Annotated in this window: 17 protein-coding genes; 8 read left to right on the top strand and 9 right to left on the bottom strand. The window is 69.0% G+C overall.

The genetic code is table 11. From position 1 onward, the window contains the following. Positions 1-168 precede the first annotated feature (168 nt). The gene (locus tag U5771_RS14545; RefSeq protein WP_011658785.1) at positions 169-675 is read right to left on the bottom strand and encodes a cupin domain-containing protein; all 507 of its coding nucleotides are present in this window, start codon (positions 673-675) and stop codon (positions 169-171) included. A 360-nt stretch (positions 676-1035) separates the two neighbouring features. Next, on the bottom strand, positions 1036-1506 hold the full coding sequence (locus tag U5771_RS14540) for a universal stress protein (RefSeq protein ID WP_322024624.1): 471 nt from the start codon (positions 1504-1506) through the stop codon (positions 1036-1038). A 320-nt stretch (positions 1507-1826) separates the two neighbouring features. Between U5771_RS14540 and U5771_RS14535 the strand changes: the two genes are divergently transcribed. Next, positions 1827-3938: a PAS domain S-box protein gene (locus U5771_RS14535; RefSeq protein ID WP_322024623.1), complete on the top strand. Its 2112-nt coding sequence runs from the start codon at positions 1827-1829 to the stop codon at positions 3936-3938. Continuing rightward, positions 3935-4582, top strand: a complete 648-nt coding sequence (locus U5771_RS14530) for a response regulator transcription factor (protein WP_322024622.1) — start codon at positions 3935-3937, stop codon at positions 4580-4582. The genes U5771_RS14535 and U5771_RS14530 overlap by 4 nt, the downstream gene beginning before the upstream one ends. An 86-nt stretch (positions 4583-4668) precedes the next feature. Here the strand turns inward: U5771_RS14530 and U5771_RS14525 are convergent, their stop codons facing one another. After that, entirely contained in the window at positions 4669-5076 is a 408-nt protein-coding gene (locus U5771_RS14525; RefSeq protein WP_322024621.1) for a lysozyme inhibitor LprI family protein, read from the bottom strand. Between the two features lie 323 nt (positions 5077-5399). On the opposite strand from U5771_RS14525, the gene U5771_RS14520 reads away from it, so the two are divergent. Genes U5771_RS14520 through U5771_RS14510 form a run of 3 tightly spaced genes read left to right on the top strand, consistent with a single transcriptional unit; the run spans position 5400 to position 7716 of the window. Further along, a complete protein-coding gene (locus U5771_RS14520) occupies positions 5400-6002 on the top strand; it encodes a DUF1326 domain-containing protein (RefSeq protein WP_322024620.1) in 603 nt (200 codons plus the stop codon). A gap of 23 nt (positions 6003-6025) precedes the next feature. Further along, the gene (locus tag U5771_RS14515) at positions 6026-6814 is read left to right on the top strand and encodes a DUF2182 domain-containing protein (RefSeq protein ID WP_322024619.1); all 789 of its coding nucleotides are present in this window, start codon (positions 6026-6028) and stop codon (positions 6812-6814) included. An 8-nt stretch (positions 6815-6822) separates the two neighbouring features. Next, positions 6823-7716 (top strand): DMT family transporter, encoded by an 894-nt coding sequence (locus tag U5771_RS14510; protein ID WP_322024618.1) that lies wholly within the window; start codon positions 6823-6825, stop codon positions 7714-7716. A 129-nt stretch (positions 7717-7845) separates the two neighbouring features. Here the strand turns inward: U5771_RS14510 and U5771_RS14505 are convergent, their stop codons facing one another. The 6 genes from U5771_RS14505 to U5771_RS14480 form a co-directional block, all read right to left on the bottom strand. Further along, positions 7846-8175, bottom strand: coding sequence for a DUF4148 domain-containing protein (locus U5771_RS14505; protein WP_322024617.1), 330 nt, complete (start codon positions 8173-8175; stop codon positions 7846-7848). A 287-nt stretch (positions 8176-8462) separates the two neighbouring features. Then, a complete protein-coding gene (locus U5771_RS14500) occupies positions 8463-9338 on the bottom strand; it encodes a PilZ domain-containing protein (protein WP_322024616.1) in 876 nt (291 codons plus the stop codon). Between the two features lie 78 nt (positions 9339-9416). Further along, on the bottom strand, positions 9417-11975 hold the full coding sequence (locus tag U5771_RS14495) for a penicillin-binding protein 1A (RefSeq protein WP_322024615.1): 2559 nt from the start codon (positions 11973-11975) through the stop codon (positions 9417-9419). 198 nt (positions 11976-12173) lie between these two features. Beyond that, complete coding sequence (lhpH, locus tag U5771_RS14490) at positions 12174-13181, bottom strand: trans-3-hydroxy-L-proline dehydratase (protein WP_322024614.1); 1008 nt, start codon at positions 13179-13181, stop codon at positions 12174-12176. A gap of 60 nt (positions 13182-13241) precedes the next feature. Next, positions 13242-14363, bottom strand: coding sequence for a branched-chain amino acid ABC transporter substrate-binding protein (locus U5771_RS14485; protein ID WP_322024613.1), 1122 nt, complete (start codon positions 14361-14363; stop codon positions 13242-13244). A 121-nt stretch (positions 14364-14484) separates the two neighbouring features. Further along, entirely contained in the window at positions 14485-15222 is a 738-nt protein-coding gene (locus U5771_RS14480) for a FadR/GntR family transcriptional regulator (RefSeq protein ID WP_322024612.1), read from the bottom strand. A 263-nt stretch (positions 15223-15485) separates the two neighbouring features. Here U5771_RS14480 and lhpI point away from each other — a divergent pair, with 263 nt between their 5' ends. The 3 genes from lhpI to U5771_RS14465 all read left to right on the top strand — a co-directional run bounded on the left by lhpI (position 15486) and on the right by U5771_RS14465 (position 17810). Continuing rightward, positions 15486-16421, top strand: coding sequence for a bifunctional Delta(1)-pyrroline-2-carboxylate/Delta(1)-piperideine-2-carboxylate reductase (gene lhpI, locus U5771_RS14475; protein ID WP_322024611.1), 936 nt, complete (start codon positions 15486-15488; stop codon positions 16419-16421). 184 nt (positions 16422-16605) lie between these two features. After that, on the top strand, positions 16606-17013 hold the full coding sequence (locus tag U5771_RS14470) for a response regulator transcription factor (protein WP_322024610.1): 408 nt from the start codon (positions 16606-16608) through the stop codon (positions 17011-17013). A gap of 17 nt (positions 17014-17030) precedes the next feature. Further along, a complete protein-coding gene (locus tag U5771_RS14465; protein ID WP_322024609.1) occupies positions 17031-17810 on the top strand; it encodes a helix-turn-helix domain-containing protein in 780 nt (259 codons plus the stop codon). Positions 17811-17814: the final 4 nt, after the last annotated feature.

Here is a 17814-nt window from a genome sequence, read left to right as displayed (position 1 = left end):
TGCGGACCGTGCGACGGGGGCGGCCGTCGATACGGCTGGCAGCGACCGCCGCGGCACGTCCGCGGCCGATCCTGCACCACCGTGCATTCTAAACGGGTTTGGCCGGGACCGCGCGGAACGGCTGCCGCCGGAGGCGGCGCGGGACGGCCGGCGTGGCGGCCGGCACGCTCACGCGTCGGGGCGCTGCGCGAGCCCCGCCACGTATTCCGCGTACTCGGGGAACGCGGCGGCCAGCGCCGTCGCGTCCGCGAGCTCGAATTCCGCAAACTCGAACCCGGGCGCGACCGTGCAACCGACGAGCGCGACGTGCTCCGGCGACGCGCAGCGCGCACCGAACCAGCGTCCGGCCGGCACGACGGCCTGGAACACGGTGCCCGGATGCGTGAGCGGGTTGCCGAGCCGGTGGATCGTCAGGCCGTCGTGCTCGTCGAGCACCCACACCTCGAGCGGATCGCCCGCGTAGAAATGCCAGACCTCGTCGGAACGGATCCGGTGCCACGACGAATACGCGCCGTCGCACAACAGGTAGTAGATCGCGGTCGACGCGGCGCGCGGCGCGCCGTCGGCCGGACGCACGACCGTATCGGCCGCGCGGTAGGTTTCCCGGAAATAGCCGCCCTCGGGGTGCGGTTGCAGATCGAACTGGTGAATCAGGTCGGCGGCGGAGATCGGCATGGCGGATGACGTCGGTGAATGAGTGAACCGGACACACGACGCACGGCCTGGCTCGATCGACGATGCGATCGGCCGACGTCGCGTGCCGCTGCGTCGATCGCCGCGGCCATGCACGCGGCGACTGAATCGCGCGCGGCACCCGCGCGCGGCGATGAAGCGAACACCGGTCGATGCTGCCAGAAGTGCGGGCCACGATGCAACCGGCGCTACGCGACAACGCCGTAGCGGCGCACCGTCCGCGCGGCACGTCGATTGATGCGATCGATGCAACGGACGCACCGCGGCACCGGTCATCGTGCCAGCCTGCGCGCAACCGCCCCCTGCCCACCGCCGCTCACACCTCGGCGCCGCACCGCCCCGTCACGCGGTGGCCGCCGCGGCCGGCTCGTCGTGCCGCACCAGCAGCACGGGCCGGTCGGCCGCGCGCAGCAGCGATTCCGCGACACTGCCGAGCAGCAGCCGGCGCAGGCCGTGCCGCCCGCTCGTCCCCATCACGATCAGATCGGCGCCGGCCTCGGCCGCCGTGCGCATCAGCACCACGGCGATATCCTCGCCGTACGCGTCGAGCGCGCGCACGGTGCCCGGCACGTGCCGCTGCGCGAGCGCCGCTTTGGCGTCGTCGAGCACGGGCGTCGCCGCATCGGTTGCCGCCGCGTCGCCGTCTCGTTCGGCCGCAAAGCCCGCATCGACGTCGACGAGCTGCGGCCGGTGCTCGACGACATACGCGCACGTGACCTCGCCGCCGGATGCCGCCGCGATCCGGATCGCCTCGTTCAGCGCGAGACGCGCACTCGGGCTGCCATCGAGCCCGACGAAAATCCGCTTGTACATGGTCCACCCTCCGACCGGGCACCCGTCGCGCATCGCGCAAACGACGTACCCGTCACCGCAAGCCGGCCCGATGCCGGCTCGCCTGCCGAACAGTCTGCCCCACGTGCCGACGCGCCCGTTGACGCGCGTCAAATGCGGCCGGGACGCCCGCTGCCTCGCCCGGCTATCTCATTTTTGGCTGACCCTATTACAAAAAACCTGTAAAACGCGCACAATTTCATATTGAAAATAGACGTCGCACGCGGCCGGTGCGAGTTTTTCCCGGTTTTGCCGCGCTGCCCGAGTGCCACGGGCGGCCCCGACACCAGAATGGCCATCGAATGACCGCCAGTGGAACCCCGTCGCGTGACGCCCGAGGGCCCACGCGTTTCCAGACCATGTTACGCCAGCCGCTCGCGGCCGGCGTCGTTACGCTGTTCGCTGGCGCGGCGCTGTCGCTCTGCGTCGCGCTGCTCGTTCGCGAGCAGTGGCAAGGCGCCGTCCATACGCGCTTCGAACGCCGCACGACGCACGTGACGGCGATGCTGCGCCACGAGCTGCAAGCCAGCGTCGCCGTGCTCGAAAGCGCGCGCGGCGCGTTCGCGCTCGCGCCGCAGATGACACCCGAGCAATGGCGCCGGTATGCCGACACGCTCGACCTCGACAGCGGGCGTTCGCCGATCCGCCAGCTCGGCTATGCCCCGCTGTCGCCCGCGACCCGCAGCGCCCTCGCCGGCCACGCGCCGATGCCGGCCGGCCCGCTCGCGGTGAGCACGCTCGTTGCTCCGGTGTCGAACTCGGCCGGCGTGCGCTTCGGCGTGCCGGATCAGGCACCGCTGGCGCGCGCGCTGCGGACCGGCGATGTCGCGCTCGGCATCCATCCGGCCGACGACGATACGTCCCGCGATGCGCGCACCCTCACGCTTTTCGTACCCGCGACGGCTTCGTCGCGCATGGCCGTCGCGCTGGCCGGCGCCCATGACATCGGCGCCGACGGCGTGCTGTTCGCGGAAGTGAGCCCGAATCGCCTGGTCGAACGCGCGCTCGACGCGGAACGCGGGCTCGACCTGCGGATGAGCGCCGGCGACGATCCGCACCCGATCGCGAGTGCCGAGACGACGACCGACGAGGCCTCCGCCTCGCCCGACCTGCTGCGGCGCACCGACCAGTTGAATTTCGGCGGAACCGTGCTGACGCTCGCCTATTCCGCGGACGGCCGCCCGAGCGCGACCGGCGCGCAGCGCGCGGCCGGCACGGTGCTCGCCGCGGGGCTGATCGCGTCGTTCGCGTTCGCGGTGCTCGTCCATGCGCTGCTGCGCGGCCGCGCCGGCACCGCCGATACCGGCGCCAGCAGCCGCGGCATCCTGAACGAGGCGCGGATGATGGGCATCATCCGTTCGTCGATGGAAGCGATCATCACGATCGACGAGAAGCAGACGGTCGTGATCTTCAACCCGATGGCCGAACAGGTATTCGGCGTGTCGGCGATGGAGGCGATCGGCGCGCCGCTGTCGCGCTTCATCCCCGAGCGGTTTCGTGCCGCGCATGCGAAGCACGTCGACCAGTTCGGCGTGACGGGCGTGTCCGAGCGGCAGATGGGCCGCCAGCGGGTGCTGTTCGGGCTGCGCGGCAACGGCGAGGAATTCCCGATCGAGGCGTCGATCTCGCAGATCCGCGATGCGTCGGGCAAGCTCTATACGGTGATGCTGCGCGACATCACCGAGCGGCAGCGCGCCGAGAATGCGCTGAAGCAGTCGCGGGAGGAGCTGCGCGAACTGTCGGCGAACCTGCAGAACGTGCGCGAAGAGGAAAAGACCCGCATCGCGCGCGAGCTGCACGACGACCTCGGCCAGCAACTCACCGCGCTGAAGATGGACCTGTCGGTCGTCGAGCAGCAACTGCGCGCGCCGGGCCATGCGCAACCCGGCTCCGACGTGCTGTCGCACCTGCAGGGCATGCGCCGGCTGATCGACGCGACCGTCGCATCGGTACGGCGCATCGCGGCCGACCTGCGCCCCGTGATGCTCGACGATCTCGGCCTCGTCCCCGCGATCGAGTGGCTGGCGAACGACTTCACGAATCGCTACGGCATCGACGTCGAACGCCACATCGAAACGGGCGGGCTCACGTTCACCAGCGCGGGGGCGACTACCCTGTTCCGGATCGTCCAGGAAGCGCTGACGAACGTCGCGCGCCATGCGGATGCGACGCGCGTCGCACTGCGGCTCGACATCGAGGACGGCTTCTGCGTGCTGCGCGTCGCGGACAACGGCCGCGGCGCGGCACCGGGCGGCAGCGCCCACGAGGACAAATCGTTCGGCCTGATCGGCATTCGCGAACGCGCACACATGCTGGGCGGCAGCGTGACGATCGACACCGCGCTCGCGCGCGGTTTCTCGATCACCGTCGCCTTCCCGCTCGGCACCGTTCAACAGGAAACCACCCTCACATGATCAAGGTGCTCATCGCCGACGACCATACGCTCGTGCGCGACGGTCTGCGGCACATTCTCCAGAACGCCACCGGTTTCGAAGTGGCCGGCGAAGCGTGCGACGGCGCGTCGACGATCGCGCTCGTGCGTTCGACACCCGCGCAGGTGCTGGTGCTCGACCTGTCGATGCCGGGCCGCAACGGCGTCGAACTGATCAAGCAGATCAAGGACGAGAAGCCCGCGCTGCGCGTGCTCGTGCTGACCATGCACGCGGAACAGCAATACGCGGTGCGCGCGTTCCGCGCCGGTGCATCGGGCTATCTGACCAAGGAAAGCGCGAGCGCCGAACTGGTCGGCGCGGTGACCAAGGTTGCCTCGGGCGGCGTCTACGTGAGCCTCGCGATGGCCGAGCAGTTCGCGCAGAGCCTGAACGAGCCGGCCGAGACGCTGCCGCACCAGCGTCTGTCCGATCGCGAGTTCGACGTGTTCCGCCGGATCGCCGCCGGGCAGACGCTGACCGAGATCGCGCAGGCGCTGTGCGTCAGCGCAAAGACGGTCAGCACGTACAAGACCCGGATCCTGGAAAAGATGCAGATGCCGCACGAAGCGGCGCTGGTCCGCTACGCGATGCGGCACAAGCTGCTCGACGAAACCGACGACGTCTAGGCCACCGGAACGGCGAACCGCGCCGGCCGCGCGACGCGCAGGCCGGCCTGACGCTGCTCAGGCGCCGCTCAGCCGTTGCTCAGCCGTTACTTCGCCGGCACCGGGCAGGCCAGATCGCCTTCCTCGCAGGACAGGTAACCCTTCAACGTCTCGTTGCGCGTCTTGGTCAGATCGTCGAGGCAGGTCGACACGACCATCGGATGCACGCTGCCGCCTTCGGCGTTCGCGCTGGAGAAGCTGCATTCGGCATCGCGGTAGGCGATCCACGCGCGCTGCGCGTTTACGAGCCTCTCGGCGAGCGGCTTCGCATCGCGCAGCCGCGCGGTAACCGCCTGGTAGGTGCGGTTCAGCTCCGCGTCGGATTTCTTGTACGCGCGATCGGCACACGCCGTCAGCGCCGCCTGATCCGTCGCGTCCGCACAATTCGCCTGCGCATGGGCAACGTTCGCCGTCAGCGCCAGCGCGCCGCACAGCAGACCGGTCAAGACACGCATGGATGCTCCTGGTTTGTTGTTCGTTGAATTCGTGGAACCCGGTGCCGGTTGCCCTGCCGCGCCTCGGCGCGCGGCGACACCGTCCGCGATGCTAGCGCACGTGCGGACGGTTGTCAGCCGGCGCCTTGCATATCGGCCCCGCACGCCTACACTGAGAAATCAGTACGCCGTTCAGGCTCGCTATCGCACGCATCCCGTCTTCGCTTCCGCCGCATTCTTCAGCGCATTTCGCGTTCGCGACACCGAGCGGGCCTGACGTTTCGTCAGCCGGTTTCCTCCGCCCGGCACAACGCGCAAGCGCCGTCGCTCACCTGGAGGAAATCATGAGCTATCACCTGGAAGGCCGTCTGCTCGAGGTCTGCAACTGTCGTGTACTGTGCCCGTGCTGGATCGGCGAGGATCCGGATTTCGGCGTCTGCGACACCATCGTCGCATGGCATGTCGACCAGGGCACCGTCGACGGCATCGACGTCGGCGGCAACACGATCGCCGCGGTATGTCGCGTGCCCGGCAACATCCTGCAAGGCAACTGGACGGCCGCGATCTACGTCAGCGACACGGCGTCCGACGCGCAGGAGCAGGCGCTGCTCAAGGTCTATACCGGCCAGGCCGGCGGCCCGATCGCCGAGCTCGCGAAACTGATCGGCAAGGTGGTATCGGTCGAGCGTGCGCCGATCCGGTTCGATGTCGTCGGCGCCCGCGGCACGCTGTCGATCGGCACCGACTACCACGCGGAACTCGAGCCGTATCTCGGTCCGAGCGGCGCGCAGACGACGCTGACCGACACCGTGTTCTCGACGGTGCCCGGCGCGCCCGTGTTCGTCGGCAAGGCCCCCGTCTACCGGTCGAAGAACGCGGCGATCGGCATCGACGTCGATCTGAAGGATCACAACGCGCTGCAGAGTACGTTCATGTTCGACGCGTGAAGCGCGATCGCGCCTGAACGATCATGGCCGCGCGGCTGCACCGGCGCCTGTTTCCGTTCGTGCTCGCGAGTCTCGTCGGGTTCGCCTGGGTCACGCTGTGGGCGTGGACGCGCAGCCCGTACGGACGCTATCTCGCGCACGGCGACGACGCGGCGTCCTTGCCGTTCAGCACGCTGTGCCGCGCGCTGCCGGGCGGTGCGTGGTGGCTGCCGGCCGTGTTCGACGCGGCGGCCTGGACGCTGATGATCCTCGCGATGATGCTGCCGACGACGCTGTCGCTGTTCGACACGTTCGCGCGCGTCGTCTCGGACCGCCCCGACCGGGCATGGCTGCTCGCACTCGTCGGCCTCGGTTACGTGGCTGCGTGGAGCGGCTTCGGTCTCGTCGCACACGGCCTGCACACGCTGCTGCTGACGGGCATCGCGCACGTGCCGGCGCTTGCGTGGCGCGGCTGGCTGATCGGCGCGGCCGTCTTCGCGCTCGCCGGCGCGTTTCAGTTCAGCGGGCTGAAGGCGCGCTGTCTCGACCGGTGCCGCACGCCGCTCGGTTTCGTGATCGGCCGCTGGCGCGGCCGCACGCCGTTGCGGCACGCGTTCGCGCTGGGCGCCAGTCACGGACTCTTCTGCGTCGGGTGCTGCTGGGCGCTGATGCTGCTGATGTTCGTCGTCGGCGCCGGCAGTCTCGGCTGGATGCTGTCGCTTGCCGCGCTGATGGCCGTCGAAAAGAACGCCGTGTGGGGGCGGCAACTCACCGCGCCGCTCGGCGTCGCGCTGTTCGGCGCGGCCGTGCTGATCGTTGCCGGTCACGCGTGAGGCCCGCGATGCGCCCGCCCGCCTCTGCATTCGCGTCGCACGTGCGTCCCGGCGTGCGCGTCGCCGCGCTGACGTCGGTCGCGATGCTTGCGTTTGCATCGAATTCGCTGCTGTGCCGGCTCGCGCTGCAGGGCGGACGGATCGATGCGGCCAGCTTCGGCAGCCTGCGCCTCGTGTCGGGCGCGCTGATGCTCGCGATCGTCGCGCGCGCCGGTGCGCGGCGGCCCGCCCAGCCAGCGGACTGGCCCGCGGCGGCGATGCTGTTCGCGTATGTCGCGTGCTTCTCGTTCGCCTACCTGACCGTCAGCGCCGCGACCGGCGCACTGATCCTGTTCGGCGCGGTGCAACTGACGATGTTCGCGGCTGGATGGCGCGCCGGCGAACGGTTCGCTCCCGCGGGCTGGGCCGGATTCGGCGCGGCGCTGGGCGGGCTGCTGTACCTCGTCTCGCCGGGGCTGGCCGCACCGTCGCCGAGCGGCGCTGCGCTGATGACGGCCGCCGGCGTCGCGTGGGGCATCTATTCGATACGGGGCCGTCGACCGGCCGATCCGGTCGCCGCGACCGCCGGCAATTTCCTGCGGGCCGCGCCGATGGCACTCGCCTTGAGCGCCGCGCTCGCCGCCCGCATTCACCTGACGCCGGCCGGCGCCGCGCTCGCGTTGCTTTCCGGCGCACTGACGTCGGGCATCGGTTACGTGATCTGGTATGCCGCGCTGCGGCACCTGACGGCGATGCGCGCCGCGGCGGTCCAGTTGTCCGTGCCGCCGATCGCCGCATGCGGCGCCGTGCTGTTTTTGTCGGAACAGCCGACCTGGCGGCTCGCGCTCGCGTCGGCCGCGATCCTCGGCGGTGTCGCTGCCGTGCTCGCGAGCCGTGCCCACCACGCGGACGCCCGCTCGTGATGGCGAACGGCTGCACGGCGCGCGCCCCTTCTCATTCGAGGCCGTGGAAATGAAAAACCCGCGCACGAGTGTCGTGCGCGGGTTTCGGGGAAGCCACTTCCGGGACACCCGTCGCGGGTGTCCACCGGCTTAGTGACCGAAGTACACCGACGAGCGGTCGGCTACCGCCGGCACGGTCACGCGCTGGCCCGACTGCGACGTCGCGACCGGGTTCGAGCCGTAGCCCGTTGCGTCAGCCTGCGCACCGGTGTTCTGTGCCGCGGCGATCTTGGCCTGTGCGGCCTGGATGTTTTCCGGATAGTTGATCCAGTCGTTCGGGTTGTAGCCGGCCTTTTCGAGCTGGACCAGCTCGGCACGCACTTGCGCGCGCGTCAGCGGCTGCTGGTTCGATTGGGCGAACGAAACGACCGGTGCGGCCACCAGAGCGGCCAGTGCAACTGCCTTGATCAGCGATTTCATGATGCGTTACCTCCAGATTGTTTTGTCAGGCGCTTCGGACTCGGTAGTCGTTGCGCATGAGTGAAAGTCTAGGCGGCTCGGCTATCAGGGTAAATACTTAAATCGCTAATTCTCTGTTGACCGAATCCGTACAATTGCGGCGCATTCGGCTGAATCATCAGATGATTATGATCGCATCCGCACTCAATCGTGCTGCGACCCGCTTCGGGCATGCCCAGCCTGGGCGGACAGGCCATCGGGCCTGGGCATCCGCCCCCTGCGGCTGCCGCGATTGCCCGTCCGAAACATCACCGGACCCGATCGGCCTCCACGGCCCCCACCGACAGGTCGAACAGCAACGCCTTGAGGCAAATCCGGTCGGCGGCGGCGATTTCGGTGAAAGCCGCGTGATGAAGCGTCCAGCCCGGTGTCGCCGGATCGGCGTGCACCGCGCGCACCGTGCTGTCGAGCGTCAGCAATGCGATACGGTCTCCGTCCGTGTATGGCAGTTGCACGCGCAACGGCTCGCCGGCCGCCGCGAGCGGCCGGTCGAGCGTGATCGACAGGCCGTTCAGGCTGAGATCGTGCACGATTCCGATGCCGTCGACCTGAGCCCGCCCGCCCGTGCAGCAGGCCGCGATCCGCACCGGCACGCGCGGCTCCGCGCGCGTGCGCAACCGATCGACGAAGCCCGGCGGCGAAAGCACCATGAACGGCGCGGCGCCCGTTTTTTGCACCGCTTCGACCGTCGCACCGAAGCGCGACACCGCCGAGCGGCCGATCGCGACCGCCTCGACGTCGTCGCCGCGGGCGAAATCGAGCACGACGGCCGGCTGCGGCTCGACGAACAGCGCGCCCGATGCGCCGACTCCGATCAACCGGCAGCGCTGCAGCACGCGGGTCCCGCCGACCCGCCGTCGGATGCCGATCGCCGCGCCGGCCGACAGCCCCATGCCCGTGGCCGCCGGCGCGGCGTCGTGCACCGGCGGGGTGGGCGCGGCGGCGTCGCGTCGACGGACGGGCCGGAAGTGATCGAACAGGAAGTCGTGCTGCGCGGGATCGCGCAGCGTCGTGCCGGCGGGCAGCAGCGCGGCACCGCCGGCATCGTAGAGATCGAAGCCGAGCGGGACGCCGGCGGAGACGTCATCGCGCGTGAGCGCGACGTGATCGATGATGAGCGGCATCGGAGAAGCGCGGAGCGACCGCGCGAGCTGTCGTGACAACGTTATTACGGCAGCATCGCGCGAATTCTGAACGGCTCGTTACTCCGCACCGCGGGTCGCGTCGGGTGAACCCGGTGCCGGCGCCGGGGCCGGAGCCGGCGCAGCCGAAGGCGCGGCGGCCGGTGCGGAGCCGAGGCCCCCGCCCGTGTTACCCGGGCTCGTCGCGCTGCCTCCCGCCGCCGGCGGCGGCACGGCCTGCGGTTGCGACGCGCCCGCCGACAACGCAGCGGCCGAAGCCGCCACCTCGGACGCCGGCACCCATTCCTCGACGATGCCGCCGGATGCCGCCTCGGGGGCCGACGCGGCAGACGCGGCCGACGCCGCGGCTGCGTCCGCCTCCGGCTGACGCTCGATACGCTGCGTCCTGACGGGCGCCGGCGCCTGCTTCGGCTCGGGCCTGAACCATCCGTCGAACAGGTCCGTCACCCGTTCGCGCACCGACGCGAACCAGCCGGGCGACGGTTCGGTATCGAATTTCAGCTTCGTATCGACGATCCGGGCGCGTTGCGCGCGCTGGAAAAAGTCGCCGACGATCGGCAGCGCGCTGTGCGCGCCTTGCCCCCAGTAGTCGCTGCGCAGCGTCACGCGGCCGTCGTCGAAGCCGACCCACGCGCCGGCCACCAGCCCGGGCTGCATCAGGATGAACCAGCCGTCCGCGTTGTCCTGCGTGGTTCCGGTCTTGCCGGCCACGTCGCCGCGAATCCCGAAGCGCGTGCGGATGCTGCTGCCGGTGCCGCGCGTCACGACGTCGCGCATCACGCCGAGCAGCGTCTTGTCGGTTTCGGTGTCGAGCGCGCGCTCGGGCGGCGCCGGCGCGTATTCGGCGAGCACGTCGCCCTGGCGGTTCTCGATGCGCGTCACCATCTGCGGCTCGACGTACAGCCCGCCGTTCGCGATGGTCGCGTACGACGCGACCATTTCCTTGAGCGTCACGGGGCTCGTGCCGAGCGCGAGCGACGGCACGCGCTCGAGCGGGCTTTCGCGCACGCCCATGTCGCGCGCGAGCCGCGCGACGGCCGACGGACCGACCTTCTCCATCACCTGCGCGGTGATCCGGTTGCGCGACAGCGCGACCGCGTCGCGCAGCGTCATCGGCTTACCCGACGGCGGCACGTCGTCGTTCGGCCGCCAGATCTCGCCGCCCTTCAGCGGAATCTCGACCGCCTGGTCGATGAACGTGTCGTCCGGCTTCATCCCGTTCGCGAACGCGACGCCATAGACGAACGGCTTGAACGTGGAACCCGGCTGGCGCCGTGCCTGCGCGACATGATCGAACGGCTCGTTCGTGAAGTCGCGGCTGCCGACCCACGCGCGGATCTGCCCGTCGCGCGGATCGATCGCGACGAAGCCGGCCTGCACGTCGGTCTTCGTCTTGCACAGCGCGCGCATGAAACCGCGGTCGGCGGCGAGCTGCTTCATCGCGGCCGCATCGTTCTTGCCGGCATCCTGCGCGGCCTTGTACTCGGGCGACTCGCGCATGAAGGTGCGGAACACCTCGTTGTCGGTGCCGCAGCCGTCGCGGCCGCTCCAGGCGTTGTTCGCGATGCCCTGCAGCTGGTTCGCCTGCAGCGTCAGCGCCTGGGTCGCCATCTGCTGCAGTCGCGCATCGATCGTGGTGCGCACGATCAGCCCGTCCGAGTAGATGTTGTAATCGTTGCGGTCGGCCCAGCCGATCAGCCATTTGCGCAGTTGCTGCGCGAAGTGCGGCGCGGGCCCCGGCGGTTCCTTCTGGCGCTCGAAGTCGATGCGCAACGGCCGGCGCTGCAGCTGCGCGAACTGCGCCGGCGACAGCTTGCCGTACTTCACCATCTGGCCGAGCACCGTGTTGCGCCGCTGCAGCGCGCGCTCGGGGTTCAGCACCGGGTTGTAGTAGCTGTTGCCCTTCAGCATCCCGACGAGCGTCGCGCTGTCGAGCACGTCGAGCGCGTCGGCCGACTTGTCGAAATAGGTGCGCGCGGCCATCTCGACGCCGTACGCGTTGTACAGGAACGGCACCGTGTTCAGGTAGGTCTCGAGGATCTGGTCCTTGCTGTACACGGCCTCGATCTTCAGCGCGGTGATCGCCTCCTTCACCTTGCGCGTGAGCGTCGGCGCGCGGCCGATCTCGTCCGGATACAGGTTGCGCGCGAGCTGCTGCGTGATCGTCGAACCGCCCTGGCGGCTGCCCGAGAACGTATGGAGCGCGGCCGACGCCGTGCGCTTCCAGTCAAGGCCGTGGTGCTCGTAGAAGCGATGGTCCTCGGTCGCGATCAGCGCGTCGACCATGTGCGGCGAAATCTGCTTGAGCGACACCCATTCGCGGTTCGACGGCTTGAATTCCGCCAGCACCTTGCCGTCGGCGGACAGCACCTGCGCGGGCTGGTCGACGCGCGCCTTGCGGATGTCGCCGATGCTCGGCGTGAACGGAATCAGCACCAGCACGTACAGCAGGAACAGCGCCGGCACGGCGGCGGCGGCACGCAGCACGCCGCGGCGCGTGGGATGACGAAGATGGTGCCAGGCGATGGCCAGGACACGCTTGACGGGCACGGCGGCAGCGGCCGCGACGGGTTGGGCGCGCGCGACCCATTTGGCACAGAGGTCACGCACTGACGACACGTTTCGGCGATTCACGCGGGTGGGGGATCGGCTGGAAAGGCTGCATCGTACCAAAACTCGCGCGGCGCACCGGCCGGCGGGCGTCCCGGGCGCGCAAAAAGGGCGTCCGATCGCGCATTTTTACAACAAAAAAAGGCGCGCGCCCCGCAACGGGACCGCGCGCCAAGCCTGGTACAACCGGATGCCGTGCGCCGGCGTTCAGCGCACGAGAAAACCGTAGGTCAGCGGATCGCGCTCGTCGACGATCCAGTTCGCGAACCCGCAGATGTGCGCGCTGCCCTCCACTTCCGGGATCACGGCCGGGATGTCGCCCACCGTCGTCTCGCGCAGCACGCGGCCCTTGAACACCGTGCCGACGATCGATTCGTTGACGAGCGTGTCGCCGGCCGCGAGCAGGCCGCGCTGGTACAGCTGCGCGACGCGGCCGCCGGTGCCGGAGCCGGTCGGCGAGCGGTCGACCTCGCGATCCGCGAACACGCAGCAGTTCGCCTGCGTCGAGCCCGGATGGCGCGGCGCGTTCGCGATGATCGTGCCGTAGATATGGTTGATTTCCGGAATTTCCGGATGCACGACCGGATATTTCGCGTTCGCGGCGGCCTTCACTTCAGCGCCGAAGCGGATCAGCTTTTCCACCGCCGCTTCGCGCACCGGCAGGTCGAACGGCGCGCCGTCGACGTAGAAATAGAACGCGCCGCCGTACGCGATGTCGCCGGTCACGGTGCCGAACGACGGCGTGTCGACCGACACGTCGCGCTGCCAGATGAACGACGGCACGTTGACGAAGCGCACCGGCCCCGCGTGCTCGCCGTCCCATTGCACGAACGCCTCGATGAAACCGCACGGCGCGTCGATGCCGACGCGCGTCTCCGGCACCGTGCGCTGCACCCAGCCGAGCTCGACCGCGGCGGTCGACAGCGCGATCACGCCGTGCCCGCAATGGTCGCTGTAGCCTTCGTTATGCAGGAAGATCACGCCGAAATCCGCGTTCGGCGACACCGGCTCGGTCAGGTAGCCGCCGTACATGTCGGCATGGCCGCGCGGCTCGAACATCAGCGCGCGGCGGATCTCGTCGGCGTTGTCCTTGAGCCAGGCACGGCGCTGGACGATCGTGTCGCCGGGCAGGCGCGGCAACCCGCTCGTGACGATGCGGAACGCTTCGCCGCCGGTATGGACTTCGACGGTGGAAAGGGATCGGGAAATTTTCATGAGGATCGAAAGCGTGAAGACGAAGGACGGCGCCCCGGCGCCGTCCTTCCGGTAGCGGTTTTACTTCGCGTACGGCTCGGGCAGCCCGTTGCGGATCACGTAGACGGAAGTCGGCGCGCCCTTCAGGTCGCCGCGTTCGTCGAACGAATAGGTGCCCGCGACGCCCGCATAGTTCGACTTCGCCAGCTGCGCCATCAGCTTCGCCTTGTCGGTGGTCGTGCCGGCCTTGACCATCGCGTCGGCGAGCAGCTTCATGCCGTCGTAGTAGTTGACGCCGTAGACCTGCGTATCCGTGTGATAGGTGTCGTGGTACTTCTTCAGGAATTCGCGGCCGGCCGGCGTCTTCTCGAGTGCGACGCCGCCCTGCGCGCAATAGACGATCGACGCGGCCTCGCCCGCGACCTTGCCCATGTCGGCCGAGCAGATGCCGTCGCCGCCGAGCAGCTTCGCGCGCAAGCCGCGCTGCTTCATCTGCTTCGCCATCGGCGCGCCCTGCGCCGCATAGCCGCCGAGGAAGATCACGTCGGGATTGCTGGCCTTGATCTTGGTGAGAATGCCGAGGAAATCGGTGGCCGACGAGTTCGTGTATTCCTGGTCGACGATCTTGATGCCGTTCGCCTTCGCGACGTTCATGAACTGCTCGGCGACGCCCTGCCCGTACGCGGTGCGATCGTCGATGACCGCGGCGGTCTTGGCGTTCAGCGTCTTCGCGGCGAAGGTCGCCATCGTGCCGCCGAGCTGTTCGTCGCTCGCGCCGATCCGGAAGATGTTCTTGAAGCCCTGGCGCGTGAGCGCCGGGTTCGACGCGACCGGCAGCATCGGGACGCCGGCGTTGCTGTACACACGCGATGCCGGGATGGCGACGCCCGAGTTGTACGGCCCGAGCACCGCGACGATGCCCTTGTCGACCAGGTTCTGCGCGACCTGCACGCCCGCTTTCGGGTCGGCCTGGTCGTCATCCGACACCAGCTTGAACGTGACCGTCTTGCCGGCCACCTTCACGCCCGCCTTGTTGAGCTCGTCGACGGCGAGGCGCGCGCCGTTTTCATTGTCCTTGCCGTTCGCGGCCTGCGGGCCGGTGAGCGGCGCCGAGTGGCCGATCATCACGACTTCCTGCGCGTGCGCGGAAGTCAGCGCGCCGGCGGCAACGGCCACCGAGAGCGCGGTAACGAAGTGTCGCATGGTGTCTCCTGATTGGTTTTGTGTGAAACCAATGTAGGACACACGTGGTCACCATGCAAGCAATTTCAAAAAGATTTTTGCGATTCTGGTCATATTTCAGACCAGACCGATGTGGCGCGCATTACTTCGGCGTGATGTCGCGGCGCACACGGAGAATGTGCTGCTCGACATAGAACGCGGCCGCATCGGCGTCGCCGGACACGATCGCCTCGTAGATCAGCCGGTGCTCGGACACGTAGAGCCGGATCCGGCCCGCGTCGTAGATGCCGTCGTCCTTCAGCCGCTTCCACAACGGCTGATCCATCGTCTTCGCGACTTCGTCCGCGATCTTCACGATCAGCGCGTCGCCGGTCATCAGGGCGAGCTGCCGGTGGAACAGCCGGTCGCTCTCGTTCCACAACGCGCGCTGCTGCGGATCGTCGACGTCGGTGACGGTTTCCATCTGCGCGAGATAGCCTTCGGCGACCGGATCGGCGCGGCCGTGCGCGGCCGCGAGGCGCGCGATCGCGGGCTCGAGGATGAGCCGCACGTCGAGCGTCGAGGTCGGGCTGAAGTCCGCATCGGGCGCACGCCGCGCGTCGCCGCGCTGCGCGAGCACGTCGAGCGGCGCCGGCACGACGTAGGTGCCCGAATTGCGTTTCGTGAACACCAGCCCCTCGTTCTGCAACGCGCCGAGCGCCTCGCGCACGGCGGGCCGGCCGACCTGGAACAGCGCCGCGAGTTCGCGCTCCGACGGCAGCCTCGAATCGGCCGCATAGCGTCCCGCGCGAATCTCGTCGCGGATCTTCTCGGCGACCTGTTCGTAGATCTGCAGCGGCCGGAAACCGGCTTCGAGCGATTCGGAACGTGCGGACATCATCTGGGGCTCCTGCCCGGTCGGGTCGTGGATCGGGAATGGGGTCGCACTATACCGGAGCGATACCGGCGCCGGTGCGCGCAACGCCCATCTGGACGGATATTAGAACCAAAATCGGCCATCCGCTCGCTTTTTCGGCTTGCCGGACGGCCTGAAATTGGTATAGATTCGATCCAGACTACCTGCCGCTGCCCTGGCCGGCAGCCTCCGTGGCCAGCGCGCCGTGCGCCCGTCGTCCACGCCCACCGACACAACCGACCGACACGATGACCGCTCTCTCCCGGATTCCCGCTTTCGATGCCACCGAAACGGCCGCGCTGCTCGACTACCCCGCGCTGCTCGCCACCCTCAGGCACACCGTCGCCGAATACGCGGCGGGCGAGATCGTCAGCCCCGAACGGCTGGTCGTGCCGCTGCAGGCGGGCGGCGTGATGCTGTCGATGCCGTCGAGCGCGCGCGACCTCGCCAGCCACAAGCTCGTGAACGTATGCCCCGGCAACGGCGCGCGCGGCCTGCCGACGATCCTGGGCCAGGTGAGCGCGTACGACGCGACGACGGGCGAGATGCGCTTCGTGCTCGACGGCCCGACGGTCACCGGACGCCGCACGGCGGCCATTACCGCGCTGGGCATCCAGGCGCTGCACGGCAGCGCGCCGCGCGACATCCTGCTGATCGGCACCGGCAAGCAGGCGGCCAATCACGCGGAAGCGCTCGCGGCGATCTTTCCGGACGCGCGCCTGCACGTGCGCGGCTCGCGCGCCGACAGTGCGGCCGCATTCTGCGCCGCGCACCGTGCGCAGGCGCCGCAGCTCGTGGCGCTCGACGGCGATACGATTCCCGATGCGATCGATGTCGTCGTCACGCTGACGACGAGCCGCACGCCCGTCTATCGCGAGGCGGCGCGCGAAGGCCGTCTCGTGGTCGGGGTCGGCGCGTTCACCGCGGATGCTGCCGAGATCGACGCCGATACCGTCCGCCACAGCCGGCTCGTCGTCGACGATCCGGCCGGCGCACGCCACGAGGCCGGCGACCTGATCGTCGCGAAAATCGACTGGCAGCAGGTCGCGTCGCTCGCCGACGTGCTGAGCGGCGCATTCGCGCGCGGCGGGCCGCTGCTGTTCAAGAGCGTCGGCTGCGCCGCATGGGATCTGGCCGCGTGCCGCACGGCGCGCGATGCGCTGGCCGCGCGCCGGCCCGGTTGATCCGACGGCGGCGGCGAGCGCCCGCCCGCCGACTGCACCACGCACGCCCGGCATCGCGGCACGGGCGGCGCCGCCTCCTTCCCGTACGCGTTGTAGGAATCGACCTACAACGCGTCGAAGCGGCCTACACAAACTTCCAATTCGGCCGATTTCAATTCTGGTGGCGTAACACGATACTGCCGGCATGAATGCCAGCCTGCCACCCGCCGCCGCGCTCAGGGTGTTTCTCGTCGATCACGCCATTGCCGTCCGGCAACGGATCGCGCTGCTCGTCGGTGCGATCCACGGTGTCGTGGTCGTCGGCGAAGCGGAAGACGGCCAGGACGCGTGGATGCACATCCGCAGCAGCCACGCGGAGGTCGTGATCGTCGATGTGCGGCTCGCGGACGGCAGCGGTCTCGACCTGATCGGGATGCTGTCGAAAGCCGCGCCGCGCGTCGTCACGATCGTGCTGACGAACCACTCGGCGCCGGCATTCAGAGAGGCATGCGCCGCGGCCGGAGCCGATTATTTCTTCGACAAGACCGCCGAATTCGACGCCGCATGCCGCGTCATCGAATCCCTGGTGCACGCTCGCGCGCACCACCCCTGATCGAGCCGGAGTGACTCATGTCTACCGCCACCGCCTGCGCCACTGCCCCGCCCGTCGCCTCTCGGCCCACGACGCCGCTGCGTGCGGTCGCGCGCACCGACGCCGCCAAACACCCGGCCGCACGCTGCTCGGTCTGCGCGATGCGCTCGATGTGTCTGCCGCCCGACCTGACCGCCGATGAATACGGCCGCCTCGACGCAATCATCTGCTCGACGCGACAGGTTCGCCAGGGCGACGCGCTGTTCCGCACCGAGGATCCGTTCCACAGCATCTATGCCGTGCGTGCGGGCTCGTTCAAGACGGTGATGATGCATCGCGACGGCCGCGAGCACGTGACCGGCTTCCAGATCGCCGGTGAAACGCTCGGCATGGACGGCATCGGCAGCGGCCAGCACTGCTGCGACGCGATCGCGCTCGAGGACAGCGTCGTGTGCATCATCCCGTTCGGTGCGCTCGAGGCGGCGTGCCGCGAAATGAAGCCGATGCAGCATTTCCTCTACCAGATGCTGAGCAGCGAGATCGTTCGCGAATCGAGCCAGATGCTGCTGCTCGGCACGATGTCGGCCGAGCAGCGCGTCGCGCATTTCCTGCTGAACCTGTCGTCGCGCTTCGAGGCACGCGGCTATTCCGCATCGGAATTCAACTTGCGGATGACGCGCGAGGAGATCGGCTGCTATCTCGGCATGAAGCTCGAGACCGTCAGCCGCATGTTCTCGCGGTTCCATCGGGATTCGCTCGTCGAAACGCGCGGCAAGCGCGTGAGGATCCTCGACGCGCAGGCGCTCGCGCAGGTCTGACGCT

The organism is Burkholderia sp. BCC1977, from assembly GCF_905339595.1.
GTDB lineage: Bacteria > Pseudomonadota > Gammaproteobacteria > Burkholderiales > Burkholderiaceae > Burkholderia.
Note: the sequence above shows the minus strand (reverse complement) of the source record. Positions and strands in the feature narration are given on the sequence as shown.